This window comes from Rhizobium sp. UBA1881 (genome assembly GCF_002338015.1).
Taxonomy (GTDB): Bacteria; Pseudomonadota; Alphaproteobacteria; order Rhizobiales; family Rhizobiaceae; genus Rhizobium.
Map to the genome: position 1 here is coordinate 28887 of NZ_DDHH01000092.1, position 25798 is coordinate 54684.

Annotated in this window: 30 protein-coding genes; 18 read left to right on the plus strand and 12 right to left on the minus strand. The window is 62.3% G+C overall.

Features of this window, described 5'->3' with window-relative positions; translation table 11 throughout:
• The first annotated feature begins 38 nt into the window (after positions 1 to 38).
• Positions 39 to 1601: a glutamine-hydrolyzing GMP synthase gene (guaA, locus tag B3605_RS11250; RefSeq protein ID WP_112944837.1), complete on the plus strand. Its 1563-nt coding sequence runs from the start codon at positions 39 to 41 to the stop codon at positions 1599 to 1601.
• A gap of 75 nt (positions 1602 to 1676) precedes the next feature.
• On the opposite strand, the gene B3605_RS11255 is transcribed toward guaA, so the two are convergent.
• Both B3605_RS11255 and B3605_RS11260 read right to left on the minus strand, forming a co-directional pair.
• Complete coding sequence (locus B3605_RS11255) at positions 1677 to 1874, minus strand: hypothetical protein (protein ID WP_112944836.1); 198 nt, start codon at positions 1872 to 1874, stop codon at positions 1677 to 1679.
• 6 nt (positions 1875 to 1880) lie between these two features.
• On the minus strand, positions 1881 to 3545 hold the full coding sequence (locus tag B3605_RS11260; protein ID WP_296433886.1) for a hypothetical protein: 1665 nt from the start codon (positions 3543 to 3545) through the stop codon (positions 1881 to 1883).
• A 272-nt stretch (positions 3546 to 3817) separates the two neighbouring features.
• Between B3605_RS11260 and B3605_RS11265 the strand changes: the two genes are divergently transcribed.
• Both B3605_RS11265 and B3605_RS11270 read left to right on the plus strand, forming a co-directional pair.
• Positions 3818 to 4108 (plus strand): AbrB/MazE/SpoVT family DNA-binding domain-containing protein, encoded by a 291-nt coding sequence (locus tag B3605_RS11265; protein WP_112944834.1) that lies wholly within the window; start codon positions 3818 to 3820, stop codon positions 4106 to 4108.
• Positions 4105 to 4494 carry a type II toxin-antitoxin system VapC family toxin gene (locus B3605_RS11270; RefSeq protein ID WP_112944833.1) on the plus strand — a complete coding sequence of 130 codons (390 nt, stop codon included), beginning with the start codon at positions 4105 to 4107 and terminating at the stop codon, positions 4492 to 4494. Before B3605_RS11265 ends, B3605_RS11270 begins: the two co-directional genes overlap by 4 nt.
• 2 nt (positions 4495 to 4496) lie before the next feature.
• On the opposite strand, the gene B3605_RS11275 is transcribed toward B3605_RS11270, so the two are convergent.
• Both B3605_RS11275 and B3605_RS11280 read right to left on the minus strand, forming a co-directional pair.
• Complete coding sequence (locus B3605_RS11275) at positions 4497 to 5057, minus strand: methylated-DNA--[protein]-cysteine S-methyltransferase (protein WP_112944832.1); 561 nt, start codon at positions 5055 to 5057, stop codon at positions 4497 to 4499.
• A gap of 111 nt (positions 5058 to 5168) precedes the next feature.
• Complete coding sequence (locus B3605_RS11280; protein ID WP_112944831.1) at positions 5169 to 6398, minus strand: glycosyltransferase; 1230 nt, start codon at positions 6396 to 6398, stop codon at positions 5169 to 5171.
• Positions 6399 to 6521: 123 nt separating this feature from the next.
• On the opposite strand from B3605_RS11280, the gene B3605_RS11285 reads away from it, so the two are divergent.
• The 4 genes from B3605_RS11285 to ybaK all read left to right on the plus strand — a co-directional run bounded on the left by B3605_RS11285 (position 6522) and on the right by ybaK (position 9121).
• Positions 6522 to 7139, plus strand: a complete 618-nt coding sequence (locus B3605_RS11285; RefSeq protein ID WP_112944830.1) for a 2'-5' RNA ligase family protein — start codon at positions 6522 to 6524, stop codon at positions 7137 to 7139.
• A 68-nt stretch (positions 7140 to 7207) separates the two neighbouring features.
• A complete protein-coding gene (locus B3605_RS11290) occupies positions 7208 to 8263 on the plus strand; it encodes a M14 family zinc carboxypeptidase (RefSeq protein WP_112944829.1) in 1056 nt (351 codons plus the stop codon).
• Between the two features lie 29 nt (positions 8264 to 8292).
• Positions 8293 to 8643 carry an ArsC family reductase gene (locus tag B3605_RS11295; RefSeq protein WP_112944828.1) on the plus strand — a complete coding sequence of 117 codons (351 nt, stop codon included), beginning with the start codon at positions 8293 to 8295 and terminating at the stop codon, positions 8641 to 8643.
• 4 nt (positions 8644 to 8647) lie between these two features.
• Complete coding sequence (gene ybaK, locus B3605_RS11300; protein ID WP_112944827.1) at positions 8648 to 9121, plus strand: Cys-tRNA(Pro) deacylase; 474 nt, start codon at positions 8648 to 8650, stop codon at positions 9119 to 9121.
• A 13-nt stretch (positions 9122 to 9134) separates the two neighbouring features.
• Here the strand turns inward: ybaK and B3605_RS11305 are convergent, their stop codons facing one another.
• Positions 9135 to 9941 (minus strand): hypothetical protein, encoded by an 807-nt coding sequence (locus tag B3605_RS11305; protein ID WP_112944826.1) that lies wholly within the window; start codon positions 9939 to 9941, stop codon positions 9135 to 9137.
• Between the two features lie 151 nt (positions 9942 to 10092).
• On the opposite strand from B3605_RS11305, the gene B3605_RS11310 reads away from it, so the two are divergent.
• The gene (locus B3605_RS11310; RefSeq protein WP_112944825.1) at positions 10093 to 11346 is read left to right on the plus strand and encodes an aminopeptidase; all 1254 of its coding nucleotides are present in this window, start codon (positions 10093 to 10095) and stop codon (positions 11344 to 11346) included.
• Here the strand turns inward: B3605_RS11310 and B3605_RS11315 are convergent.
• Positions 11321 to 12241, minus strand: coding sequence for an EamA family transporter (locus B3605_RS11315; RefSeq protein ID WP_112944824.1), 921 nt, complete (start codon positions 12239 to 12241; stop codon positions 11321 to 11323). The two genes, B3605_RS11310 and B3605_RS11315, sit on opposite strands and share 26 nt — an antisense overlap.
• Before the next feature lie 97 nt (positions 12242 to 12338).
• On the opposite strand from B3605_RS11315, the gene B3605_RS11320 reads away from it, so the two are divergent.
• Positions 12339 to 12821 carry a MarR family winged helix-turn-helix transcriptional regulator gene (locus B3605_RS11320; RefSeq protein WP_112944823.1) on the plus strand — a complete coding sequence of 161 codons (483 nt, stop codon included), beginning with the start codon at positions 12339 to 12341 and terminating at the stop codon, positions 12819 to 12821.
• Between the two features lie 21 nt (positions 12822 to 12842).
• On the opposite strand, the gene B3605_RS11325 is transcribed toward B3605_RS11320, so the two are convergent.
• Positions 12843 to 13196, minus strand: a complete 354-nt coding sequence (locus tag B3605_RS11325; protein ID WP_162725130.1) for a hypothetical protein — start codon at positions 13194 to 13196, stop codon at positions 12843 to 12845.
• 188 nt (positions 13197 to 13384) lie between these two features.
• Positions 13385 to 14989, minus strand: coding sequence for an exodeoxyribonuclease VII large subunit (gene xseA, locus B3605_RS11330; RefSeq protein WP_112944821.1), 1605 nt, complete (start codon positions 14987 to 14989; stop codon positions 13385 to 13387).
• A 219-nt stretch (positions 14990 to 15208) separates the two neighbouring features.
• Here xseA and B3605_RS11335 point away from each other — a divergent pair, with 219 nt between their 5' ends.
• A complete protein-coding gene (locus tag B3605_RS11335) occupies positions 15209 to 15472 on the plus strand; it encodes a spike base protein, RCAP_Rcc01079 family (protein ID WP_112944820.1) in 264 nt (87 codons plus the stop codon).
• A gap of 99 nt (positions 15473 to 15571) precedes the next feature.
• Entirely contained in the window at positions 15572 to 15808 is a 237-nt protein-coding gene (locus B3605_RS11340; RefSeq protein ID WP_112944819.1) for a hypothetical protein, read from the plus strand.
• Positions 15809 to 15831: 23 nt separating this feature from the next.
• Here the strand turns inward: B3605_RS11340 and B3605_RS11345 are convergent, their stop codons facing one another.
• Complete coding sequence (locus tag B3605_RS11345) at positions 15832 to 17634, minus strand: hypothetical protein (RefSeq protein ID WP_112944818.1); 1803 nt, start codon at positions 17632 to 17634, stop codon at positions 15832 to 15834.
• A gap of 215 nt (positions 17635 to 17849) precedes the next feature.
• On the opposite strand from B3605_RS11345, the gene B3605_RS11350 reads away from it, so the two are divergent.
• Entirely contained in the window at positions 17850 to 18863 is a 1014-nt protein-coding gene (locus B3605_RS11350) for a glycosyltransferase (RefSeq protein ID WP_112944861.1), read from the plus strand.
• Complete coding sequence (locus tag B3605_RS11355; RefSeq protein WP_018899289.1) at positions 18860 to 19237, plus strand: GtrA family protein; 378 nt, start codon at positions 18860 to 18862, stop codon at positions 19235 to 19237. Before B3605_RS11350 ends, B3605_RS11355 begins: the two co-directional genes overlap by 4 nt.
• On the opposite strand, the gene B3605_RS11360 is transcribed toward B3605_RS11355, so the two are convergent.
• Positions 19238 to 20224, minus strand: a complete 987-nt coding sequence (locus B3605_RS11360; protein WP_112944860.1) for a Gfo/Idh/MocA family protein — start codon at positions 20222 to 20224, stop codon at positions 19238 to 19240.
• A gap of 193 nt (positions 20225 to 20417) precedes the next feature.
• Here B3605_RS11360 and B3605_RS11365 point away from each other — a divergent pair, with 193 nt between their 5' ends.
• A complete protein-coding gene (locus B3605_RS11365) occupies positions 20418 to 21368 on the plus strand; it encodes an aldo/keto reductase (protein WP_112944816.1) in 951 nt (316 codons plus the stop codon).
• Between the two features lie 140 nt (positions 21369 to 21508).
• Here B3605_RS11365 and B3605_RS11370 read toward each other — a convergent pair whose 3' ends face one another.
• A complete protein-coding gene (locus tag B3605_RS11370; RefSeq protein WP_112944815.1) occupies positions 21509 to 22129 on the minus strand; it encodes a hypothetical protein in 621 nt (206 codons plus the stop codon).
• A 150-nt stretch (positions 22130 to 22279) separates the two neighbouring features.
• On the opposite strand from B3605_RS11370, the gene B3605_RS11375 reads away from it, so the two are divergent.
• Positions 22280 to 22774, plus strand: coding sequence for a ferritin-like domain-containing protein (locus tag B3605_RS11375; protein WP_047506830.1), 495 nt, complete (start codon positions 22280 to 22282; stop codon positions 22772 to 22774).
• Positions 22775 to 22816: 42 nt separating this feature from the next.
• Here B3605_RS11375 and B3605_RS11380 read toward each other — a convergent pair whose 3' ends face one another.
• A complete protein-coding gene (locus B3605_RS11380; protein ID WP_112944813.1) occupies positions 22817 to 23707 on the minus strand; it encodes a LysR family transcriptional regulator in 891 nt (296 codons plus the stop codon).
• A 122-nt stretch (positions 23708 to 23829) separates the two neighbouring features.
• Here B3605_RS11380 and B3605_RS11385 point away from each other — a divergent pair, with 122 nt between their 5' ends.
• The 3 genes from B3605_RS11385 (at position 23830) to B3605_RS11395 (ending at position 25709) form a co-directional block, all read left to right on the plus strand.
• Positions 23830 to 24825, plus strand: coding sequence for an aldo/keto reductase (locus B3605_RS11385; protein ID WP_112944812.1), 996 nt, complete (start codon positions 23830 to 23832; stop codon positions 24823 to 24825).
• Between the two features lie 155 nt (positions 24826 to 24980).
• On the plus strand, positions 24981 to 25268 hold the full coding sequence (locus B3605_RS11390) for a hypothetical protein (RefSeq protein ID WP_018899281.1): 288 nt from the start codon (positions 24981 to 24983) through the stop codon (positions 25266 to 25268).
• A gap of 81 nt (positions 25269 to 25349) precedes the next feature.
• Entirely contained in the window at positions 25350 to 25709 is a 360-nt protein-coding gene (locus tag B3605_RS11395) for a nuclear transport factor 2 family protein (protein WP_112944859.1), read from the plus strand.
• Positions 25710 to 25798: the final 89 nt, after the last annotated feature.

Below are 25798 nucleotides of genomic sequence, written 5' to 3' on the forward strand. Positions count from 1 at the left end.
GCATTGCAAGACCGGGTGCTTTTCATTAAAGGCTCGCCATGACCCAGACAGCACATCCCGACAGCGTTCTCATCGTCGATTTCGGCAGCCAGGTAACCCAGCTGATCGCGCGCCGCGTGCGCGAAGCGGGCGTCTACTGCGAGATCGTTCCCTTCCAGTCCGCCGAAGAAGGCTTCAAGAGCCTGAAGCCGAAAGCCGTGATCCTGTCCGGCAGCCCGGCCTCGACGGTCGATGAGGGATCGCCCCGCGCGCCCCAGATCATCTTCGACAGCGGCCTGCCCGTTTTCGGCATCTGCTACGGCCAGCAGACGATGTGCATGCAGCTCGGCGGCAAGGTCGAGAGCGGCCATCACCGCGAATTCGGCCGCGCCTTCCTCGAGGTCGACGAAGACAGCGCATTGTTCGAAGGCCTCTGGTCTAAGGGCTCCCGCCACCAGGTCTGGATGAGCCACGGCGACCGCGTCACCGCCCTTCCCGAAGGCTTCAAGGTCGTCGCCACCTCGCCGAACGCGCCCTACGCCTTCATCGCCGACGAGAAGCGCAAATATTACGGCGTGCAGTTCCACCCCGAAGTGGTGCACACGCCCGATGGCGCCAAGCTGATCGGCAACTTCATTCACAACATCGCCGGCATCAAGGGCGACTGGTCGATGTCTGCCTACCGCCAGAAGGCGGTCGAAGAGATCCGCAAGCAGGTCGGCGACAAGCGCGTGCTCTGCGCTCTCTCCGGCGGCGTCGACAGCTCGGTTGCGGCACTCCTGATCCACGAAGCGATCGGCGACAAGCTCACCTGCGTGCTCGTCGACCACGGCCTGATGCGCAAGGACGAGGCGGCCAATGTCGTCGCCATGTTCCGCGAACATTACAATCTTCACCTGATCCACGTCGATGCGGCCGACAAGTTCATCGGCGAGCTCGAAGGCGTTTCCGACCCGGAGACCAAGCGCAAGATCATCGGCCGCCTGTTCATCGAGACCTTCGAGGAAGAGGCCAAGAAGCTCGGCGGCGCCGACTTCCTCGGCCAGGGAACGCTCTATCCCGACGTCATCGAAAGCGTTTCCTTCACCGGCGGCCCGTCGGTGACGATCAAGTCGCACCACAATGTCGGCGGCCTGCCTGAACGTATGAACATGCAGCTCGTCGAGCCGCTGCGCGAGCTCTTCAAGGACGAAGTGCGCGTGCTCGGCAAGGAGCTTGGCCTGCCCGATAGCTTCATCGGCCGCCACCCCTTCCCAGGCCCCGGCCTCGCGATCCGCTGCCCGGGTGGCATCACCCGCGAAAAGCTGGAGATCCTGCGCGAAGCAGACGCCATCTATCTCGACGAAATCCGCAAGGCCGGTCTCTACGACGCGATCTGGCAGGCTTTCGCCGTGCTGCTCCCGGTCCAGACCGTCGGCGTCATGGGCGACGGCCGCACCTACGAATTCGTCTGTGCGCTCCGCGCCGTCACCTCGGTCGACGGCATGACGGCGGATTTCTACCACTACGACATGGAATTCCTCGGCCGCGCCGCCACCCGCATCATCAACGAAGTGCGCGGGATCAACCGCGTGGTGTATGACGTGACCAGCAAGCCGCCGGGCACGATCGAGTGGGAATGAGGGTTTGAGGCTGATTGCCTCGTGCTGACAAGGATGCCGCCGGCGTGATGCGTCTGGCGGCATTTTTGTTTGGTGTTATGATGAGGATGGACCAGATTTCCTGCCGTTCTTTAGGAAATCCACCGCCTTTTCAACTCCCAGCCGCTGCAAGAACTCGATCATCTTTCGGGTAACGTCGGAGCGGTCGGTTTTCATGGCTCCTGCCACGCTGCACAGGAACGCCAGTTTCTCCTCGTCGAGGCGGGTATTTTGGTGCGCGTTCTTTTTTGACATGGAGCCTCACATCACGGCAGGGAGGGGTTCGCGTCCGGCTCCACGGTTGCGCCAGACCAGCAGATGCATCGGACGAGACTCGCGATATGCATTCCAAGCCTTCACGCTGATAGCGACGCGTTCGGCTTCAGCAAGACGCAATCGGTGTGAGGCGCGCGTGCGGATAAGCCTTTCTCTCAAGTGCCTGATGGGACTTTGTTCGGTGAGTTGAACGCCATCGACTAGACGAGCGAAAAACTCATTCGCCTTTACGACGTCTTTTCGAGAGAAGGTTTGGTGAAGCGCTGCGGCTATGCCGCCACCCATCATATCACGCATCGAAGCGACATGTTTCAAGCTGCCTCTAATCTCAGGATTTTGCTCAAGAAGCTCAAGCAATTCTCCATTGGTAGGCGCGGAATTGGCAGACAACACAACGCCGTTGTCTATCATCCAGAGCCACCTGAGAGCAGACGCGAGACTTGTCGTGTTGCTTTCCCCTCTTTCCCGCAAAATGTCACTGACCGCCCGTTTTCTCCCGATGTCCAAGGAGGCAAAGGTGTCTTCTGAAAGCCCCTCAACGATAAGAGATGGGAATGAAACTTGCGCTTTCTTTGCGGCCTCAAGCCTATGCTGCCCGTCCAGCAGGCGACCCTCCTCGCTTATTTTGATCGTTTGACCGTTTAGCAGCCAGCGTCCGGCGAGCATGTCCCGAGCATATTTGTTGATGACCGGAGCGGAGACATGTCTGTTTGGCCCTCGCGAAGCTAACAGGGTTTCAGCCATTTCCGGCGTGACCATTACAGATCTCACGTTCAAACTAAATTGGCGTTCCTTGACGGACGACAGATTCGAGGAATGAACTGAGTCTCCTAATGGACCCCAACCCGAATCCGCATCCAGGCGCGGAAATGTTTCACGCTCAGCTCCAAAGCGAAGCTGCTTTATTCTCCGCCCATGAAAAAATGCGTTCCATGCCTTGATGGCAATTGCCAGAATATAGGTCTGCTTCCGCACTCCACCTTGGCCTCGGAGCCCAAGCAAAGCATTTCGAAGTTGATTGACTGGATGATTTGGCTCAGACGATACTGGCTCCCCAAGTTCCGCGAAGAACCGATCAGCCTTTTCTAAATTAATACGGGCGGCAAGGTGATGTAGCGCGATGCCGCAGCCGTGCGGCAGAATGGGTATCGCTCGCAAGGCCGGCAGTACGCTCTCTCGGATCTCCGGGCGTTGCTCAAGGATGGCAAGAAGTGCGGTTATTCCAGGCGTTTTCGCCTTGCCGGGGGTAACGCGCGATTCATAGCTCCAAAGAATTCTCAACGCGGCTCCAAGAGACCGACCGTGGAGCTCTTTGCGTATAGAAAGTACATCAGCGAGCGTTCGCTTCCTTATCGAATCTATGGTCTCGAAAGCATCTTTCGTGATTCCGCTCACCACAAGCGTCTCGAAGACATTTTCCGAGCGAACGCAAGCATGCAGCCTCGCTCTCCCGTCGAGTACAGAAGCGTCTGCTCCGAGTATAATCGGCGACCCGTTCAACACCCACCGCCCCTCCCGCATATCCTTTTCAAAGGATTGAAGCGACGGCTTGTCAATGTGACCGTTCATCGACACGATCTTGAGCATTTTGGCAGCATCACTAGGAGATATTCTCTGAATCCGCCAATTTATGTCATCCACATTGGTCATGATTCACCTCCGTCTTTCATATTATTACGAAGAGGCAAACGAAGGTAGCTAGTTTCGTGTGTGACAAATCTAGAAAATGCAAAATCTCTAACGCTGAACAACTGGAAACCGATGTGCGGCAATGTGGCTTCTGCCGCCTACTTCATAGGCTCGCGTTGAGCTGCCTCATGTCAGGAAGTCGGACGCATCGGTGAAGCGCGCACTACAACGTCGCTTGAGAAACCGTTTGGCCGCGGCTATCCTACATCTGTCTTACCTCTGGAATTCAAGCCATGGCGCAGAGTGAAACCCTGATCACGACCGTCTCTACCAAGGGGCAGGTTATTCTCCCCAAGGCAATCCGCCAACGGCGCGATTGGGAAGCCGGTACGCGTTTGATCGTCGAGGAAACGCCAGAGGGCGTCCTGCTCAAGCAGGCGCCTGCATTTGCGCCGACACCTCAGGGCTCGGCATTCGGCATCCTGGCATACAAAGGCAACCCCAAGACGCTTGAAGAGATGGACGCGGGTGTGGCGGCCGAAGCGCGGGCGCGCTACGCGCGTAGTCGCGATCCGGAAACATGATCGCCGTCGATACGAACCTTGTCGTACGGTACATAACAGGCGACCATCCTGACCAATCGCTTCGGGCTCGTGAAATTATCGATACACAAAGCGTTTTCGTTGCCGCCACGGTCGTTATGGAAGTGGCCTGGGTTCTCAGGACGACCTTCGGTTTTTCTCGAACTGACATCGTGAGTTCGCTGCGCATCTTCGCGGGCATGCCGAGTGTCACGATCGAAGATGCAGACCTAGTCGCTGCCGCGTTCGATCTCGTTGAAAAAGGCATGGACTTTGCAGATGCGCTGCATCTGCTTCGCGTCCAACATTGCGACGCCTTGGTCACGTTTGACCGCAAGTTCATCAAGGCGGCACATGCCGCGGGCCACCCGTTCGTCCGCGAACCCTGACCTCAAAACAACGACTGCTGCACCGGCTTCGGCGGCGCGAGCTTCACGCCCTCCAGTTCCAGCATCCTTGCCTTCGACACCAAGCCCCCGGGGGCCGAGAAGCCGCCGATTTTGTTGCCGGCGGCGAGAACGCGGTGGCAGGGGATGATGAGGGCGACGGGATTCTTGGCCATGGCCTGGCCGACGTCGCGGGCGGCTTCGGGGCCGTGGCCAAGCTCTTTGGCGAGCGCGCCGTAGGTGGTGGTTTCGCCCCAGCGCAGGCGGCGGGCGGCGGCGTAGATGTCGCGGAAGAAATCGTCTTGGCCGGCGAGATCGAGCGCGAGATCGGAAAAGTCGATCGGCTCGCCGGCGAAGTAGCGCTTTACGGCGGCGATGGCTTCCGCAATGTCAGGCGTCGGGGCGGCCGGCTCGGCATCGGGGACGCGGCGCAGAAGCAGGCGTTCGGTTCCGTCGGCGCTTGACGTCGGCAGCTGGAAGCGGGTGATGCCGATGGCGTTCCATGCGATGCCGCAAAAACCGCCCGCGGTTTCGAATATGGCGTAATGCTGTGCTTGTTGGGCCATGGGTCTCGCCTCCCGATATCGAAGCTTGCCGACCTAAAGATCGGCCTCACCCGAAAATCGTACCTGACGGCTACGAATTCAACCCGTTTCTTGCGCGTAGAGAATTTGCGGTCAGCCGCGCGCCTGGAGGGGCTCGGTTTCTTCCTGCGCCGGCTTTGCGAGATCGGGGCGCAGCTTGGCGAAGACGGCGTCGAAGCCGGCGGCGATCTTTTGTGGCTCGTAGCGACGTGCGGCCTCTAACGCTGCGCGCGACAGCGCCGGAATGGCCTCTGGTTTTGCCGCCATGGAGGCGATCTCGGCGGCCAGCGCCTTGTCGTCGCCGGGGTCGAAGAGATAGCCGTCCTTGCCCGGGTCGATCGATTCAGGAATGCCGCCAGAGCGGGCGCCGATGACGGGGACGCCTTGCGCGAAGGCCTCGATCACCACGCGGCCGAAGGGCTCGCGAAAGAGCGAGGGCACCACGAGCACGTCGATCTGAGGGAAGAAATCCTCGGGCTTGGTCCAGCCTAGAAACTTCGTATTCTCGCAGGGAAACTTCTGCGGCAGCGACTTCGAATAATCGCTCTTGGCGCTGCCGGCGATGACGAAGCGGACGTTCTGGTCGTTCACCAGCCGATGGGCTGCGCGGGCGAGCGTATCGAGGCCCTTCACCGGATCATGCACGCCGATGAAGCCGAAGCGCATCGGTCCCTCGGGGGGCTTGCGCGGTTCTCTCAGGGCAATCGGCGGGACGGCGCCGGGCACGCGGTGGGTGCTGGCATTGGGGAAATAATCATGCTCGGTGTGGCGGCCGATGATGAAATCGGTTTCGCCGATCACGGCATCGACATAGCGCGAGAAGAATTTCTTGCCGTAGGATGAGACCTGGCAGGAGGAACAGGCGCGCACGCAATTGTCGTCGCCGCGCCGCATGCTGGCCTTCCAGCAGAGCAGAAAGGCACTGCGCAGGATATGGCAGACCGGCACGCCTGAACGCTTGGCCGCCGCCCAGGTGGCGACGTTGATATTTTCGATGCTGTCGGTCAGCACGATATCCGGCTTGAAGCGCCGGATTTCGCGGCGCATGACGAGATAGGCGCGCGGATTGAAATTCTCCAGCGCGTGCCAGATCAGCTTCTTCCAGCCCGGCCGCGGCAGGCGGTAATTCCAGTCAATGTTCAGCGTCTTCAGGCGGTGCACGGGGACGCCGTCATAGACCTCGTGCTTGTCCTCGCCCGAGACGTTGACGACTTCCAACTCGTGACCGGCCGCGATCAAGAGCTTGGCCACCATCATCGCCGAAATCGGGCCGCCGCCATCGATGAAGGGCGGAAAGGCCGCGCAGGCCATCAGGATACGCATAACAAGACTCCCGGCATCGATACTGAATGTTCTTCTTTTGTTCTTGATTTCCTCAATTCACCTGATACCATCCCTGCGTTCCCTGGATAGACAGAGGCGGGGCGGATGCTCCGGTGGTTGGTCATGCACGAACAGAACACGCAATCGTCCTTCGATTTCGCAAGCCGCACGATGCACCCGAAATCGTCAAGATTTGGCAAAGAAACCCTGTTTTTCGCGATTCTGCCGGATCCCGACGCGCGCCAGGCGTGCCTGGAGATCCAGACGCGCTTGCAGAGGGAACATGACGGGCTGCTCTCGCCCATGACGCCCGAGCGGTTGCACGTTTCGCTCTATGGCGTCGCCAGCGCGGAGAAGATCAAGGACGAGATGATCTTCGCGGCCTGCCAGGCAGCATCTGAAGTCGATGCCTGCCGTTTCGATCTCAGCTTCGATCATGTCGCGACGTTCAAAACGGCGTCGCGCAACGCCATCGTGCTCTCGGGCAATGGCGGTCGGGAACTGTTGCGACAGTTGCATATCCAGATCGGTATCGAGATGCATGCGATCGGCTGCGACCCGCATGTGAAAGCCGATTTTCAGCCGCATGCGACGCTGTTTTACGCCGACGAGACGGTGGCAAAGACCACGCTTGCCGCGCCTGTTGTCATGCCCGCGCGGGAGTTCGTGCTCTTGCACAAGCGGCCGGGTGAGCCGAACTACGAGCATGTGGAAAGCTGGCCGCTCAGCGAACGCGGCTGACACCTTGCCTCATGCATCGGAACGCGCTTAAAGCTGCTGCAGCAATGACAGCAGCAGCGGAGACAAAGATGGATAGGCCGGAGATCATCATTTCAGGCGATACGGCGGGAATGGAGTGGCGGCTGCCGGTGCTGCGCTTCAAGGGCAGCGACCCGAAGGCGCCGAAGATCTATATCCAGGCGGCGCTGCATGCCAACGAGCTGCCGGGAACGGCGCTGGTGCATTTCCTCTGCGAGAAACTGCGCGCGGCCGACAGCGTCGGCGAGATCCGCAGCGACATCACGATCGTTCCACATGCCAACCCCATCGGTGCGGCGCAATCGCATTTCGGCGAGCTGCAGGGCCGGTTCGATCTCGGTACGCGCACCAATTTCAACCGCGAATTCCCGCTGATCTCGGTCAAGGATCGCGACGGGCTGGTGGCGGAGCTCGACCGCTACAATGCCGTCGACCGGCTAAAGCGGCAGCTGATGCATATGGCGCTCGAAGCGGATCTGGTGATCGACCTGCATTGCGACGATGAATCGCTGCAATATGCCTATATCGACGAGGCCTTCTGGCCGGAAGCGGCCGATCTCGCAGCAGCACTCGACATGGAAGCGGTGCTCCTGTCGGATGGCGAAAGCTCGGCCTTCGAAGAGGCGATCGGCTATGCCTGGAAGCACGAAACGCAGGAAAAGAAGACGCGGCTGCCGGGCAAGCTCTCGGTCACCGTCGAGCTCCGCGGCATGCGCGACGTCTACCCAGAGATGGCCAAGAAGGATGCCGAGGGGCTGTTCAATTTCCTCGCCGCGCGCGGCGCCATCGCCCGTCAGGTTACGCTTGCGCCCTTCACCGGCCCTGCCGTGCCGCTCGACAATATCGAGATGATCCGCGCGCCTGAGGCCGGCACTGTCCTGTTCCACCGCAACATCGGCGAGGAGATCAAGGAAGGCGAGCTGCTCGCGACCATCCTCACCCGGCCGGGCGTGGCCGACGGCGCGATCGAAGTGCGCGCACCGCAGGCGGGGCTGATCGTCACCCGCACCTCGTCGCGCCTCGTGCGCCGCCGCGCCGACCTGATGAAGATCGCCTGCGGGGCGGCCAGCAAAGTTGCGCGCAAGCCCGGCGCGCTGGAAAACTGAGCGCCTTAGAACCGATTGGGAAGAACCGAATGACCGTCACCATCTATGGCATCAAGAACTGCGACACGATGAAGAAGGCCCGCAGCTGGCTGGAAGAGCACGACGTCGCCTATGATTTCCACGACTACAAGGCTTCCGGTATCGACCGGGCGCATCTGGAGAAGTGGACGCAGGAAGCGGGCTGGGAAACGGTGCTCAACCGCGCCGGAACGACCTTCCGCAAGCTGTCGGATGACGCCCGCGAAAACCTCGATCGCGAGAAGGCGATCGCGCTGATGCTGGAGCAACCGTCGATGATCAAGCGGCCGGTTGTCGAGGCTGACGGCAAGCTTCTGGTCGGCTTCAAGCCGGAGATCTATGGCGGATTCTTCAAGGGCTAATCGGATGTCGAAGACGACGCGGGCGACGCAGGTTCTGGAAAAGGCGAAGGTCGCCTTTTCCGTCCACACCTATGAGTACGATCCGAACGCCGAACGCATCGGGCTACAGGCGGCCGAAGCGATCGGCGAGGAGCCGCATCGCGTGTTGAAGACGCTGATGGCCGAGGTGGACGGCAAGCCTGTCTGCGTCGTCGTCCCCTCCGACCGCGAGGTCAGCATGAAGAAGCTCGCCGCCGCCTTCAAGGGCAAGTCGGCCAACATGATGAAGCCGGCGGATGCCGAGCGCCTGACCGGCTATCATGTGGGCGGCATCAGCCCCTTCGGCCAGAAGAAGCTGGTTCCGACGGCAATCGAGGAAGCGGCGATGAGCGAGGCCCTCGTCTACATGAATGGCGGGCAGCGCGGATTGCAGGTGCGGCTTGCCCCGAAGGATGCGCTCGACGTGTTGAAGGCGACGGCGGCTGCGCTGGTGGCGTGAGCGAGTTCCAGCCTCAACCCTTCCATTTGGCGGCCCAGTCCTTCAGCGCCGCCCGCGCCTTGTCCGGCCACTGCTTGACCGGCGGGCGAACGATGATCTTCTTGTTGAAAGGCTTCCAGGCCAGATAGACGGTGCGGCTGTCGATATCAGCGACGAGGATCGCCTCCTCTTCGGTGCACATATGCGGCGTGCAGGCCATGCCGGTGAAGACGTCGCCATCGAAACTGCCGCTGCCGACGCCGGTGATGCTGCGCTCATACTGTTCCTTGTCGGCACCCAGAAGAGCGTATATTTCCTTTGCCACCGCCGCGTTGGAGAAGAGTTCCGCCGGATGCGCCGCCTTGTGATCGCGCAGCGCGTCCCAGCCCGTTGCGGCATTGGGCGTGAAGGCGACGTCGGCCAATGGCTTGAAGCCGTCCGGCGCAGTCCAGGACCACTGCACGCCGGCGCGGCCGGGGATCGGCTGCGAGAAAAACAGCAGATGATCGCCCTTGTTTTCGACCTCCAGTCCGACGCAATCGTCCGGCTGCCCGTCGAGACGCGGAACGGCGCCCGGTGAAAAGGACAGCACGAAACGATCGCCCGGGCAGGCATTGCCGCCATTGGACGAGGAGCCGATGGCAACCGGGACATTGCCGACGACCGCCATTTCCTCGATCATCAGATAGGCATTGGCCAGCAGCCTGCTGCCATCGACCGTCAAGGCAAGCTCGTCATCCTGCTTCACGACCTCGACCTTGTGGCCGAACATGGTCATGCCGAGTTCGCCAGCGACTGCCGCTGCCGGCAGGGCGAGGCCCGCCGCGGCCAGTATCCCCATCAGCTGTCTCATCCGCTCCCCACTTGCCCGATGTCCCCTTGGGACATCTGAATATGCACGGTTGAAATTGGCAAGGGCCGCAAGCTTCAATTTCGCCGCAAAGGGATCTAAGTCTGATGACCTGTCCGTTCGTTTCAGAAGGTGATCGATCATGAACTACATGCCGCAGGGCGATAACGCCGTGGACCCCATCAAGCTCGACAAGCTCGCTGAAGTCGCCGTCAAGGTCGGGCTGCAGCTTCAGAGCGGCCAGGATCTCGTGATCACCGCGCCTGTCGTGGCGCTGCCGCTGGTGCGGCAGATCACCAAGCATGCCTATATGGCGGGTGCGGGCCTGGTCAGCGCCTTTTATTCCGACGAGGAATCGACGCTGGCGCGCTATCAATATGCCAATGATGCGAGCTTCGACCGGGCGTCCAGCTGGCTCTACGAGGGCATGGCGAAGGCCTATGCGAACGGGGCGGCGCGGCTTGCTGTTGCCGGCGACAATCCGATGATGCTTTCCGAGCAGGACCCCGCCAAGGTCGGCCGCGCCAACCGGGCGATGTCGACGGCCTACAAGCCGGCGCTCGAGAAGATCTCCAATTTCGACATCAACTGGAACATCGTCTCCTATCCGAACCCGGCCTGGGCAAAGCTGGTGTTCCCCAATGATCCCGAGCCGATCGCGGTCGCCAGGCTCGCCAAGGCGATCTTCGCCGCCTCGCGCGTCGACGTCGAAGACCCGATCGCGGCCTGGGCGGAGCATAATGCCAACCTCCGCAAGCGCTCCAGCTGGCTGAACGGCGAGCGTTTTTCGGCCCTGCATTTCACCGGCCCGGGCACGGACCTGACGGTCGGGCTTGCCGATGGCCACGAGTGGCACGGCGGCGCGTCGACCGCCAAGAACGGCATCACCTGCAACCCGAACATCCCGACCGAAGAGGTGTTCACGACGCCACATGCGTTGCGTGTCGAGGGTTACGTGTCGAGCACCAAGCCGCTGTCGCACCAGGGCACGCTGATCGACAATATCCGCGTGAAATTCGAGGGCGGCCGGATCGTCGAGGCGAAGGCGTCGCGCGGTGAAGAGGTGCTGAACAAGGTGCTAGATACGGACGAAGGCGCGCGCCGGCTCGGCGAAGTGGCGCTGGTGCCGCATTCCTCGCCGATCTCGGCCAGCGGCATCCTGTTCTACAACACGCTGTTCGACGAAAACGCCTCGTGCCACATCGCGCTCGGCCAGTGCTATTCCAAGTGCTTCCTCGATGGCGCCAACCTCAGCCAGGATCAGATCAAGGCGCAGGGCGGCAATTCCAGCCTGATCCACATCGACTGGATGATCGGCTCCGACAAGGTCGATATCGACGGTATCAGAGCCGATGGCTCGAAGGTTCCCGTCATGCGGCAGGGCGAGTGGGCGTAACAGCCGACTCGATAGCCGATTTGGCGTCCAATCTGGCGGGCATCGAAACCCGCTGACTGAACCAGACGCTCGCCAGCACCATTGCGAAACCGCAAAGCTGGGCGGGCGTCAGCACCTGGCCGAGCGCCAGCCAGCCTAGAAGAGTGGCAACGACGGGGCTCAAGAAGCCCAGCGAGGATGCTGCAGACGGCTCGATGCGGGCGAGGCCGCGAAACCACAGAATATATGTCAGCGCCGCGCCGATCAGGCCGAGCCAGGCCATGCCGAGCACGTTTTCGAGCGTCGGCGGCGGCAGAGCGGGCTCGGCGATCAGCGCCAGCGGCACCAACAGCAGGCCGCCCGCCGTCAGCTGCCAGGCGGTGAAGGTGAGGCTTGATACCGGTGGCGTCCAGCGGCGGGTAAGCACCGTGCCGCAGGCCATGGAAACGGCGCCGGCAAGACCCGCGAGAACCCCGATCGGATCAAGCGCCGCGCCCGGCGTCAGCACCAGCAGCCCAACACCCGCCATGCCGACAAGACCGGCTGCGACCGCCAGCGCCTTGATCGGCCGGCCAAGCACGAGGCGCGAGAGCACGATGACGATCAGCGGCTGGATGGCGCCGACCGTTGCGGCGACGCCGCCGGGCAGCCGATAGGCCGAAACGAAGAGCATTGCCCAGAAGAACGAGAAGTTCAGCGCGCCGAGCACGAAGGCACGAAACCACCAGATACCCTGAGGCAGCCTGCGAACGACCGCGAGCAACAACAGCCCTGCCGGCAGGGCGCGGAGCATGGCTGTTGTCAGCGGATAGCCGTGCGGAAGATAGGAGGTGGTGACGAAATAAGTGCTGCCCCAGATGGCGGGAGCAAGCGCGGTGGCCAACACATCGGCGGCGTATGTCGTATCTTTCTTCATATCAAGTATCTCTACCTCAAGATAAAGTAATCCTACGCTGATTTATCTTGACGTCAAGACATATTGCGGTAGAGCTCGTTCAGCATGGAGTGAGCCGATGGACCGCGTCGACAGGATATTGCAGCAATGGGCCCACGAGCGGCCTGATCTCGACACACAGGCGATGGGCCTGCTCGGGCGCATGAAGCGGCTGGCGACCCATCTCGGGCGCGAGGTTGAGCAGGTGCTGCAGAGCCACGGCCTGTCGTCGTCTTCCTTCGACGTGCTGGCGACGCTGCGCCGCTGCGGCGCGCCCTACCAGATGTCGCCGGGCGATCTGCTTGAAATGACGATGGTGAGCTCGGGCACGATGACCAACCGCATCGACCAGCTGGAAAAATCTGGCCTGGTGGAGCGCGTTGTCAATCCGCATGACCGGCGTAGCGTCCTGATCGCGCTGACCGGCAAGGGGCTCGATCTCGTCGACGAGGCTGTCGGCGCGCATGTCGCCAACCAGCAACGGCTGACGGAGACGCTCGATCACGACGAGAAGGCAGCGCTCGATGCGCTGCTTCGGAAGTTTCTGGCGGCGTTCGAATAAAACGCCGCCCTCGCTTGGTGATCAGCGGTAGTAGATCACGTGGCCGCCGTTCAGCGCCCGCTGCACCTGGATGACATTCTTCAGCGCGATGCCGCGATCGGCGACCGCCTGCATCAGGTGCCTGTCGGCGCTGACGGTTGCCTGCGCCTCGCGGATGCCTGATGGCATGGGGTGGCGCAGCGAGAGCGGCAGGGATTGCTCGCGCTGTGAGAGCGAGGTGATGCGGATGGCGGTGACGCTGTCGTTGTAAGCCTTGCCGAAGATGAACTCGGACACTTTCGACTGGCCCGCCAGCGCCGGCGCGGCAGGCAATGCGCCGGAGAGCGCACCGGCAAGGGCGCCGACCATCAGAAGAGCGGGCAACATTCTTTTCAAGGTATTTCTCCAGTCTCAAATATCAGAGCGGCCGCGACAGGCTGGCCATATCAAACGCGCGACGCACCGAAAGGTGGTCGCCTCAGCATCCAGATAAGCACTTTGCGGCAATTTTTAAACGCCCGGAAACAGGGCACGACCACGATTTGGTGATCGCCCCACGCGGCCCGCAAAGAAGCCTCGCAGGATCAGAACAGGCTGCCCTGCTTCGGCGGTGCTGCGGGATCGGCTGCCTTCGGCTCCGAGGTTTTGCTGCCGCGCTTTCTGGCGCCTGCCGGCGGTTCGCCGCCCTCGGTGGTGATCGCGCCGATGCGGCCATCGGAGAATTCGATCGAGATGCCTGCGCCGGCGTGCAACATCGCCGCCTCTGAGACCGGGCGATTGTCCTCGTCGCGAATGACGGCATAGCCGCGCTTCAGGACATTCTTGTAGGAGAGCGATTGCAGCATGCGCTCCTGCGCCGAGAGCTCGCCGCGCGCCCGCACCAGCTGGTGGCGCACCGCCGTGTCGGCGCTGCGCGAAAGATTGGCAAGACGGTCGCGCATGCGCGATGTCTGGCTCTTCAGCCGCGATGGCAGAGAGGCGAGTGCTGCGTCGGCGCGGCCGATGCGCGATTTCGAGCGGTCGATCAGCCGCTCGACGGTGCGCTCGGCCCGCGTCATGCGTTCAGCCAGCATCTGGCGGCGCTCGGCGATCCGGTTCGACAGCATGTCGGGGCGCAGATGCGCCGCCGTACGCTCGAAGCTGCGGCGCTTGTTCAAGGTGTTGAGCTCGAGGCCACGGCCAAGGCCCGATGCCGCCTCGTCGAAGCGGCGGCGTGGGAGGGCGAGAAGCTGGTCGAGCGAGGGCAGTGCGCGCATCAACGCCCGCACCTGCTGCCGGCGCTGGTCCATCTGCCTCAGCGTACTGCCCTGCAGGCGGGCGGAAAGACCCGAGAGCTGCGCCTGAAGCTCCGCCTTGACCGGCACGGCCATTTCGGCGGCCCCCGTCGGCGTCGGGGCGCGAACGTCGGCGGCGTAGTCGATGAGCGTCCAGTCGGTCTCGTGGCCGACGGCCGAGATCAGCGGGATCCGGCTTTCGGCGGCGGCGCGCACCACGATCTCGTCGTTGAAGCTCCAGAGATCCTCAAGACTGCCGCCGCCGCGCGCGACGATCAGCACGTCGGGACGCGGCGTCGGCCCATTGGGCTCGAAAGCGTTGAAGCCGCGAATGGCGTTCGCCACCTCCTCGCCCGAACCCTCGCCCTGCACCTTCACCGGCCAGACGACGACATGCACGGGGAATCGATCGGATATGCGATGCAGGATATCGCGGATGACGGCGCCTGTCGGCGAGGTTACCACACCGATCACCCGGGGCATGAAGGGCAGCGGCCGCTTGCGGGCGGGATCGAACAGACCCTCGGCGCCAAGCTTGCGCTTGCGCTCCTCGATCAGCGCCATCAGCGCGCCGGCGCCGGCCGGCTCCAGCGTCTCGATGACGATCTGATATTTGGAAGAGCCCGGGAAAGTGGTGATCTTGCCTGTTGCGATCACTTCCATTCCCTCTTCGGGGCGGACTTTGAGGCGCGAAAAGCTCGTCTTCCAGACCACGGCGTCAATGCGGGCGCGATCGTCCTTCAGCGAGAAATAGGCGTGTCCCGACGAGTGCGGGCCGCGATAGCCGGAGATCTCGCCGCGCACGCGCACCTGATCGAAAGCCGTCTCGACGGTCCGCTTGATCGAACCCGAGAGTTCCGACACCGAATATTCGGTGAGATTGCTCGGCGAATCATTGTCGAAGAAGCTGCTCATAAGGCTGTTCTAGCCGAAGAAGAGCGCAAAGGCAGCCCCGTGCGCGGGGAGGTTTTTCGTTCGTCGGCGCTGTTCGATGCTGCGTCTCAACGAAAACAAGCGCGCTGTTTCAATAGCTTGATGGATCGGCAAGACAGCACGACGTCTGAAGCCAGCGCGCGATTTTCCCCGTTTTGCATGGCGGCACCATCATTGCGGCAGGAAACCAAGGAGCTCCCCATGTCCGATCGCTTTGCATCCCACACACCCTCGCTCACAGGCCCGGCCAGCACCGGCTTTCCGATCACGCCCGACGACACGCTGGCGCTGCCCGAAACCACGCGCGCGCTCTATGTAGGCGGCGGCGGCAGCCTTGTGGTGGAGATGGCGTCCGGCGCATTGCTGACCTTCGAGGGCGTAGCCGACGGCATGCTTTTGCCGCTGCGGGTGTCGCGCGTGCGTGCATCGGGCACCACGGCAAGCGGCCTCATCGGTCTCGTCTGAATGTCGAACGGCGATACATACGGAACCGCGAATGTTGCCGATGCGTTAATTGTTCGTCAAAGCCAGCGGACGTATAGTGAGGTGATTCGGGAGACCCTGATGATTGCTCTGACCGCAACAGCAATTGGCATCGCAACAGCGCCGATGCGCAACATCTTTTCCATGGTTCTCGTGGGCTTGCTCATCTGCGGAAGCTATATCTGTGCGGCGCTTTTCGCGCCGACCTCGATCATCGATCTCGCCGTCGCCATCCTCTTCTACAATATCAGCCTGCTCGCCTGCCTCGTCGGGCTGCACCTGATCGGGCGCGCCCGCAAGAGAGCGCGCCTCGTTTAACTTCCGTCACGATCCACCGATAGTCACGATCCGCTAGGCACGTAGCGGAAGAACTGCACCGGCGAGCCCTCCTGCTTCGGCAGCGGCTGCAGGTATGACGGCACGTTACCCTTTTCCAGCTGTGCGTAGAGACCATCCGGCTTCATCTTGGCGATCTCGCGCGTCTGCGCGAAATCGGGGCAGAAGGCGAGCGTCGTTACGCCGGTGCCGCGGATGAAGGCTTCCGCATCCGCAGGCGTCGCGAGACCGATATGCAGCTCGGTGAGCATGCCGCCCTGGTTGCGGTGGTACGGCGCGGAGAGGATACGGTTCTGCGTGAAGCGCAGGATATGGACGCCCATGTCCGACGGTGCTGAGACGAGGCCCGGCGGGATCGACGCCAGCGGCGCGACCACCTCGGGCGAGGCGCAGGTGAGCTTCTCCTTGGCCTCGGCCAATTCGGCCTGGTTGTTGTCCAGACGCGAGCCGATGAAGCCGCCGACCAGCCCCCAGACCGAGGCAACGCTCAGGAGTACGGTCAGGATATAGCTCAGCGCGGCGGCGCCATTTTCGCTGTCGGCATTTGAGACGCGGCGCATGTCGATGATCAGCAGCGCCAGCGGGAAAACAGCCAGCTGGTTGGCGAAGGTCGAGCCGCGAACCTGGACAAGCGAAATCCCGAAGCTGATGCCGAGCAGGCAGAGCAGGATGAGATGGATACGAACACGATCGGCATGGAAAAGCCGGAAGACGCAGACGGCGATGCCAAACAGGCCCGTCGCGTAGAAGAAGCCGAGCGTATACGGATCCTGCCGCATTGCGCCAAAGATCGACTGCGCTTCCTGGACATTGTTGAGCCAGAGATCGATCAGCATCGGGTCGAGATCGGCGAGCGGATTGCGCAGGCATTGCGGCGCGATGATCAGCGCCGATGCGAGCACGCCGGCCCCCACGCCCGCAAGGACCACGAAGCGCAAGCCGCGGCCGAGGCCGCTGGCAAAAGCGGCGGCAAACAGGAGCAGACCGCCGCCGATGGTCGCCAGGCTGTAATAGCCGAGCGAGAGGTTGTCGCAGGTGACGGCCGGGTAAAGCCTCGGCGGTACCGTGCCGAAGAAGAACAGGCTGATCGACAGAGCGAGCGTCAGGCCAAATGCCTTGGCGGCGGGCGCGAAGGGCTTTCCTTCCCAGGCCCAGGCCAGCGAAACGACGAGGCAGACGCCGGCGACGAAGGGCGTGGTCTCGGCGCCAATCGCAATCGCCAGCGCGGCGGAAAAGCCAGCGATCGCGTAGCTCAGCGGCCGATAGTCTTCATCGAGCAGCATGGCCGTCATGATCGCGACCAGGGCAAACTGGACATTGTGATGATCGATGGAGCCAGGCAGGAAGCGGTTGCTGGCAAGCAGCAGGAAGACCGTGAACCCCAGCGCGATATGCATGCCGAACACGCCGCCGACGCGCCGGCCGGCAAGGCCCATGCCCCAGAGGCTCGGAATGACGAGCGAGAGCGGCCAGACGAGCAATGCGGCAGCTTCTGCCCGCTGCTCCGGCAGGAAGAGCGAGAAGAACTTGATCAGCGTGGCGATCGGAAGGTCGATCAGCCGGGACCAGTGCATCAGCGTGCCGTTGCCCAGGCCCATGCGGTACTGCATGAGATCGAACCAGCCCTGTCCGTTCAGGAAATCGCGAACCTCGACGAGGCGCATGACATCGTCATTGTCGGCGCCGACATAGTCCTTGGCGTTCGGCAGACGGAGCGCGACGATCGCGATGATCAGCAGCACGCTGTAGAAGAAAACGGAAGGCCAGAGCCGCGCCGCCTGCAATTGCAGCCTTTCGCGGAGGGACATGGATGTTGGTTCACCAGTCATCGGGGCAACAGTCGCCATGAAGCAGATCTCGTCATTGATTGCGGCGCGACTTTACGATGCGCGTATCAAGAAAGCGTAAAGTAGCGGCGCGGACGTATCTTCGCGGCCCCATCAGTGACCTTCGCTCTCGTCATAGGCACTTGTTAACGGCCCTGCTTTAGACTTGCCGCAAGTTTCTCCTGATGGGTGTGATCATGACCGGATCGCGTGTCGACAATCTGGGCGTTGCCGTTTTGCTTCCCTGCTACAACGAGGCGGCGACGATCGGCGCTGTCGTGCGCGGCTTCAAGGCGACGCTGCCGGATGCGGCAATCCATGTCTACGACAACAACTCCACCGACGGCACTGCGCTCCACGCCATGCTGGCGGGCGCCCATGTCGTGCGCGAAAGGCGCCAGGGCAAGGGCCATGTGGTGCGCCGCATGTTTGCCGATATCGACGCCGACATCTACATCATGGCCGATGGCGACGGCACCTATGCGCCTGAAGACGCCGAGGAGCTCATCCGCACGCTGCTCTCGGAGCGCGCCGACATGGTTGTCGGCACACGCCGCGGCGTGCACGACGACGCTGGCCGCCAGGGCCACGCCTTCGGCAACCGCATCTTCAACATCTTGTACCGCACGATCTTCGGCCCGGATTTCACCGACATCTTCTCCGGCTACCGGGTGTTTTCGCGCCGCTTCGTGAAAAGCTTCCCCGCGGTCTCGGCCGGCTTCGAGATCGAGACGGAAATGTCCGTGCATGCCTCGCGGCTGAAGCTACCTGTCAGCGAGCTCGAGCTCGACTACGGCCGCCGACCCGAGGGCTCGCATTCCAAGCTCTCGACCTTCAAGGATGGCGCCAAGATCCTCTGGATGTTCGCCATGCTGATGAAGGAAACACGTCCCTTCGCCTTCTTCGGCATCATCACCGGCCTGTTCATGGCGCTGAGCCTCGGCTTCATGGCGCCGGTTCTGGCGGAATATTTCGCGACCGGCCTCGTCAGCCGCATGCCGACCTGGGTCATGTCGATGGCGCTGATGATGATCTCGTTCATGATGTTTACCGCCGGCGTGATCCTGGATTCGGTCGCACGCTCGCGCGCCGAGCACCTGCGGATCGAATATATGCGGCTCGAGGCATCACATCTTCTCGGCAACGGCTTTGCCTCCGAGCTCGAAGAGATCGACATTCGCCGGCAGACCTCTCAAGCAGGTGCGGCGTGAAGAAACTGCTGCGCTTCGGCATTGCCGGCGGGCTGGGCTTCATCGTCGATGCCGGCGTGCTCATGCTTCTGCTGCACACGACGCCGATCGGGCCTTTCATCGCCCGGGTGATCGCCATCGCGCTCGCCATGGTGACGACATTCGTCTTCAACCGAACCTTCACCTTCGAACGCTCGGGAGATTCTCTCGCCGCCGAAGGGTTCCGCTACGGCTCGGTCGGGATCACCGCCGCATTGGTCAATTACGGGCTCTATTCAGCGTTGCTTCTCTCGATGCCCGACCTGCAGCCGCTGGCGGCGATGGTGTTTGCCACCGCCGCGGCAACCGTCTTCAGCTTTTTCGGCTACTCGCGCTTCGTCTTCCGCGAGAAATAATCACACCGTCTCCCAGCCGTCCTTCTCGCTGGCGCGATAGATCGCGTCGATGAACGCCTGGCTGAGCCTGGAGCTCTCCAGCGACACGATCTCCTGCTCCTCGCCTTTGGCGGCGCGCGCGAAAGCTTCGGCCTCGCGCTTGTACTGGCGGCTGTCGGGGAAGCGGAACACCGTGGATTCGTTGTGGCTGCGGTTGCTGAGCTCGATCTCTTCCGCACCCCAGCGATCTGCATTGAAGGGCGACTTCACCTCGATGAAGCCTTCGGAGCCGTGGAACACCATGACCTGGCGGTTCGCCATTTGAGTGGAGATGTAGAAGCTGAGCTCGAAGCCGCCGAAATCCGCCTTGACGCTGGAATAGATGTCGGTGCCGAAATCAGGATCGCGGCGGGTGACGGCCTGCACGCGGCGCGGCTCCTCACCGGTGACGAAGCGGGTGGTGATGGTCGGGTAGACGCCGATATCGGGCAGAGCGCCGCCGCCGAGTGCGGGAATATTGCGCATGTTGCCGGGGTCGCGGTTGAAGTAGGTGAAGGCGCCCTGCACATGCAGCAGCGTACCGATGGCGCCGTCCTTGATCAGCTGGCGCACCTTCAGCCAGACCGGGGCGTAGGTGACCATGTAGGCCTCGGTCACCAGCACCTTGTTGCGGTCGCGGGCGGCGATCAGGCTGTCGATCTCGTCTGCCTTCAGCGCGATCGGCTTTTCGCAAAGCACGTGCTTGCCGGCATCGGCCGCCTTGATCGTCCACTCGACATGCTGGGCGGTCGGCAGCGGGATATAGACGGCGTCGATCTTGTCGGAGGCCAGCATTTCCTCGTAGGAGCCGAAGGCGTGCGGCACCGAGAAACGGTCTGCCATCTCTCTCGCCTTGGACAAATCGCGGCTGGCAATTGCCGTGACGACGCAGTTTTCCGCATCCTGGATGGCCGGAACCACGAGCTCGCGGCCGATCTTGGCGGTCGACATGATACCGAAGCGCAGCATGGTCATTTCCTCTCCTCTACTGATTTTGAGGGGAGATTAGAGACGGCCGGGCTGCGGCGCAATGGCGCGATCACAATTCGCGGCGCTGGCCGCGGCGCAGGTTTTCATCCGCCCGGATGCGCACTAGGTTACATCGCAGCGGCGTCCTGCCGCGGTCCGAATTTCAATAGATTGAAGATTTCAGGAGTATCTCATGGAATTGCGTCGCCTTGGAAAAACCGGCCTTTCGGTCGCGCCGATCGTGTTCGGCGGCAATGTGTTTGGCTGGACGGCCGACGAGAAAACCTCTTTCAACATCCTCGACGCCTTCTTCGACGCCGGCTTCAACACCATCGACACGGCGGATGTCTATTCGGCCTGGGTGCCGGGCAACAAGGGCGGCGATAGCGAAGAGATCATCGGCAAGTGGCTGAAGCAGAACAAGGTCGCCCGCGACAAGGCCGTGATCATCACCAAGGTCGGCTCGGAAATGGGTCCCGGCAAGAAGGGGCTGAAGGAGCAGTATATCCTCGAGGCCGTCGAGGCGTCGCTGAAGCGGCTGCAGACCGATTATATCGACCTCTACCTCTCGCACTGGCCGGATGCAGAGACGCCCTACGAGGAAACGCTGGGCGCCTTCGCCAAGCTGAAGCAGCAGGGCAAGATCCGCGCCATCGGATGCTCCAACCTCGACGCCACGCAGCTGCAGGCCTCCTTCGACGCCGCCGAAAAGGCCGGCCTGCCGCGCTATGACGTGATCCAGCCGGAATATAACCTCTACGACCGTGCCCCCTTCGAGGGACCGTTGGCCGATCTCTGCGTGAAAGAGGATATCGGCGTCATCACCTATTTCAGCCTCGCGGCTGGCTTCCTGTCGGGCAAGTACCGCAGCAAGGCCGACACCGAAGGCAAGGCACGCGGCGGCAAGGCAGCCGGCTATCTCGACGACAAGGGCCTGAAGATCCTCGCGGCGCTCGACACGGTGGCCACCGAGACCGGCGCCAAGCCCGCCGAGATCGCGCTTGCCTGGCTGCTGCGCAAGAAGGGCGTCACCGCCCCGATCGCCAGCGCCACCAGCCTGTCGCAGCTCGACAGCCTGACGAAATCGGCGACGCTTGCGCTCAGCGACGAGGCGATGGCGCTGCTCGACAAGGCCGGTGCCTGAGGGGAGAATCGGAGGCACGCCCTTATGGTTGGTGGGCGAGCGCCCCATTCTCGACGTCATGCTCGGGCTCGTCCCGAGCATCTAAGCACGCCTCGACTCGCTCAACGTGGGTGGATCGCCCTCCCGCGGACAATTCACCCTCAAACACCCCGCAACGGCGGAAAACCCTCATACCACTGCGAATGATCACCCTCCCAATTCTCCATCCCCGGCTTTGTCAAGATTCCGCGCGGGCTGATGTAGCTCTGGATCACCCGGCGCGGGCGCTCATGCCACTGGATGTTGAAGGCCCATAATTTCGGGAAGAAGCAGAGCGAGGCATAGGGCAGGTGGTCGTGGATCCACCAGGCGAGCCGCTGCCAGTCTTCCAGCGCGTGATAGCGATCGACCACCCAGGGAACGACGACGCAGGCGGCAGCCCCCATGTAGCCATCGGCATCGCGCATGTCCCAGATGTGGTGGGCTGCTGTAGCGGCGTTGGTGGAGCAGTTGAGCTTGTTCTGGTTACCGAAGCGATTGACCTCGGGCGAGCGGTAGCCGGAGCGGATGTGCAGGCGGCCGAAGGTCTCCTGCAGGGGTTCCAGCAGCTCCTCGCACAGCCTTCTGCCGGTCTCTATGGCAAGGTCCGGATCGTCGGGGATATTCGGGATGCGATAGAAATCGGCGATCTCGGAATGCAGGAAATCGCGCAGGAAGAAATTCTTCGACAGCCTCGCCCGACCCAAATCCTCCAATGCTTTCATTGATCCCGGCTTTTTCATAAGCGACCTCCCTGCCCTGCTGACGGCAAGTTTGCAGCATCGGCCGCAAATGGCCACCCGAAATGATCGGAACCATTAGCCTTCGTCCAGCTTCTCCCTGCGAAGCCGCATGACGCGGCTTCCACGAGCCAGGGACAAAGGACAAGGGACATGGCAAAGGAAAAGAACCTCGACGATCTGTTCTACGATACGCTCAAGGACATCTACTACGCGGAAAAACAGATCCTCAAGGCGCTGCCGAAAATGGCGCGTGCGGCGCAATCGGAAGAGCTGAAAGCCGGATTCATGACGCACAAGGAACAGACGGAAGGCCATGTCGACCGGCTGCAGCAGGTGTTTGAGCTGATCGGCAAGCGGGCGCAGGGCAAGACCTGCGAGGCGATCCAGGGGATCATCGCGGAAGGCGAAGAGATCATCGAGGAATTCAAGGGTTCGCCGGCTATCGATGCCGGGCTGATCTCCTCGGCGCAGGCCGTCGAGCATTACGAGATGGCCCGCTACGGCACGCTGAAGACCTGGGCGCAGACGCTCGGCAAGAAGGACGTGGTGACGCTGCTCGACCAGACGCTGCAGGAAGAAGCCGCAACCGACAAGACCTTGTCGAAGCTCGCAACCTCGGCGGCCAACCAGAAGGCCGCGGCCTGACCGGCGGCGCAGGCGGGAGCGCCATGATCGGCCGCTCCCGCCTCACCCCGTGTAACGGAAGAAATCGATGAAGGCGCGCAAGGCCGGGCGCATCTGGCGGCGGCTTGGATAGTAGATGAACGGGCCCGGATAGGGCGCGCACCAATCCTCCAGGACCCGCACCAGATTGCCGCTTGCAAGCTCGTCTTCGACGCGCAGGTCGAAGAGATAGGCGAGGCCGACGCCGTTCAGCGCCGCGATCAGCGCCAGCCTGTCCTCGCTGACGATCAGCGGGCCATCCACGGGCACCACCAGTTCGCGGCCGTCCTTCTCGAACTCCCAGCGGTAGATCGTGCCATTGGTGAAGCGCCGCTTGATGCAGCGGTGGTCGACGAGGTCGGAGGGATGCAGCGGTTTGGGGTGGCGTTTGAAATAATCTGGCGAGCCGGCGATCACGGTCGTGAGGTTCGGCGAGGCACGCACCGCGATCATGTCAGCCTCGAGGCTTTCCTCCAGCCGGATGCCGGCGTCAAAGCCCTCGCGGACGATGTCGATGAAGCCATCCTCGTTGGCGATTTCGAGCGTGATATCGGGATAGCGGTTGAGGAATTCGCCTAGGCGCGGCGCGAGCAGGATATCGGAGGCAAAGCGCGGTGCGGTCACCCGCAGCGTGCCGGCCGGCCGTCCTCCCGCCTCGCTGACGGCTTCGAGCGCGATGCCGATCTCGTCCAGCGCCGGCTTCAGCCGCTGCAAGAGCAGCCTCCCCTCCTCCGTCGGCGCCACGCTGCGCGTCGTGCGCGCCAGAAGCCGGATGCCCAGGCTCTCCTCAAGGCTGGAGACGGCGTGGCTGACGGCCGAGGGCGCGATCTCCAGCTCCTTGGCGGCGGCGCGGAAGCTGCGGTGCTCGGCGACAGTGGCGAGAACGGCGAGTTGGGCGAGCTGGGTTCTGTTCATTGATCTATTTGTTAGAACAGCCTGTGCCGCATTGCACGTATTTTTTGAAAGCTCTCGGCGCGCTAGGTTTGCCTCGTGCCGCTCAAATCGCGGCCTCACCATTTGCTCGAAGGGAGCCAGACATGAAAACCCGCACACTCGGACAGGACCTTGCAGTCTCCGCCGTCGGCCTCGGCTGCATGGGCATGAGTTTCGCCTATGGCGCCAGCGACGAAAATGAATCGATCCGCACACTTCACCGCGCCGTCGATCTCGGCATCACCTTCTTCGACACGGCCGAAATGTACGGCCCCTACACCAACGAGGAGCTGCTTGGCCGCGCCTTGAAGCCGGTGCGCGACCGCGTCGTCATCGCCACCAAGTTCGGCTTCAAGTTCGATCCTTCGAAATCCGGCGCGGCGGCGCTGACGGGCGTCGACAGCCGGCCGGAGAATGTGAAGCGCGTGGCGGAAGCGTCGCTGAAGCGGCTCGGCACCGATGTCATCGACCTCTATTACCAGCACCGCGTCGATCCCAATGTTCCGATCGAGGAGACCGTCGGCGCCATGGCCGAGCTGGTGCGCGAGGGCAAGGTGCGGGCGCTGGGGCTTTCGGAGGCCGGCAGCGCCACGATCCGTCGGGCGCATGCTGTGCATCCGATCGCGGCGGTGCAGAGCGAATATTCGCTCTGGTCGCGCGATCCCGAGCATGACGTGCTCGCCACTTGCCGGGAGCTTTCGATCGGCTTCGTGCCATACAGCCCGCTCGGCCGCGGCTTCCTGACGGGGGCGATCCGCAAGCCTGATGATCTCGGCGCCGACGATTTCCGCAGCCAGCTGCCACGCTTCCAGGCCGACAATTTCGATGCCAATGCCGCCCTTGTGGCCAAGCTTGAGGCGCTGGCGAAGGACAAGGGCGTGACCACGGCGCAGCTGGCGCTCGCCTGGGTTCTGCATCAGGGCGAGGACATCGTGCCGATCCCCGGCGCCCGCAAGGTCAATCATCTCGAGCAGAACGCGGCCGCCGCCGATATCGCGCTCTCGGCCAGGGAACTCGCGCAGCTTAGCGCAATCATGCCGCTCGATGAGATCGCCGGCAAGCGCTACTCCGAGGCATCGCTGGCGATGACCAATCTCTGAGAGAACAACCTCTGACAGGTTGGGCCGCCCCTGCGAGATCAGCGGGGCGGGCCCAACCACAGATCAGGAAAGAGATTTGGTTTTGTTCAACTTTGGGTCTTCTCCTCGAGCATATTAGCACTAGGTAAACTTTCCGTTGAGAGGAAGGGAACCCCATGCCAGATGCCAAGGACAAAGGGCCGGCCGATCCAGGCCTGTCCGACATAAGAGGACGCATGCTCGTGCTTGAAGTGGTGGCGATGACCTCGCTGGCGCTGGTTCTGGACACATCCGGCGAGGATGGCGGGAAAATGGGGCGGGGTATCCTGCACCTCATCCGCGAGGCCGTAGGCAACAAATGCGACGAGATGGGTCTGTCCGACAACGCCTCATCGACCGCGCAGGCCTATGCCGAGGAACTGATCGGCACCGCCCTGGCCACGCTCTACCCATCCACGCATTAAAGTAGGCACAGTCCAGCAACGACTTTGCGCGTTGCGCGCTCCGCGCTATACTTCACCATCGACACGATCGAGGTACGGACCATGACGGACCGGCAGGCGATAGAGGCAGTCGTGCATCTCTATGTCGAAGGCATGACCTTCGCCAACGAAGCAGCGCTGCGCAAGGCGTTTCATCCGAAATGCGCTGTCATCGGGCATTACGAGAGCGCGGTCGAATGGTCGACCCGCGACGAGTTCATCGCCGCCATCGTGGCCGAGGGCTCGGCCCCGCCAGGGACGCAGCCGCACATGGACATCCAGACCCTCGATGTCGTCGGCGATGCCGCGAGCGTCAAGGTCAGCGACGACTTCGCCGGCATGCGCTTCACCGATTATCTCTCCATGCTGAAGATCGAGGGGCGGTGGACGATCGTGAACAAGGTTTATTATCTGCACGATTGATGGGGGTCATTCCCTCTCCTCATTCCTTTGCCCAGGCTTCGCCCGTGCGACGTGACAGGAATCCAGCTACGGCGCGTCCGCGCCGTGAA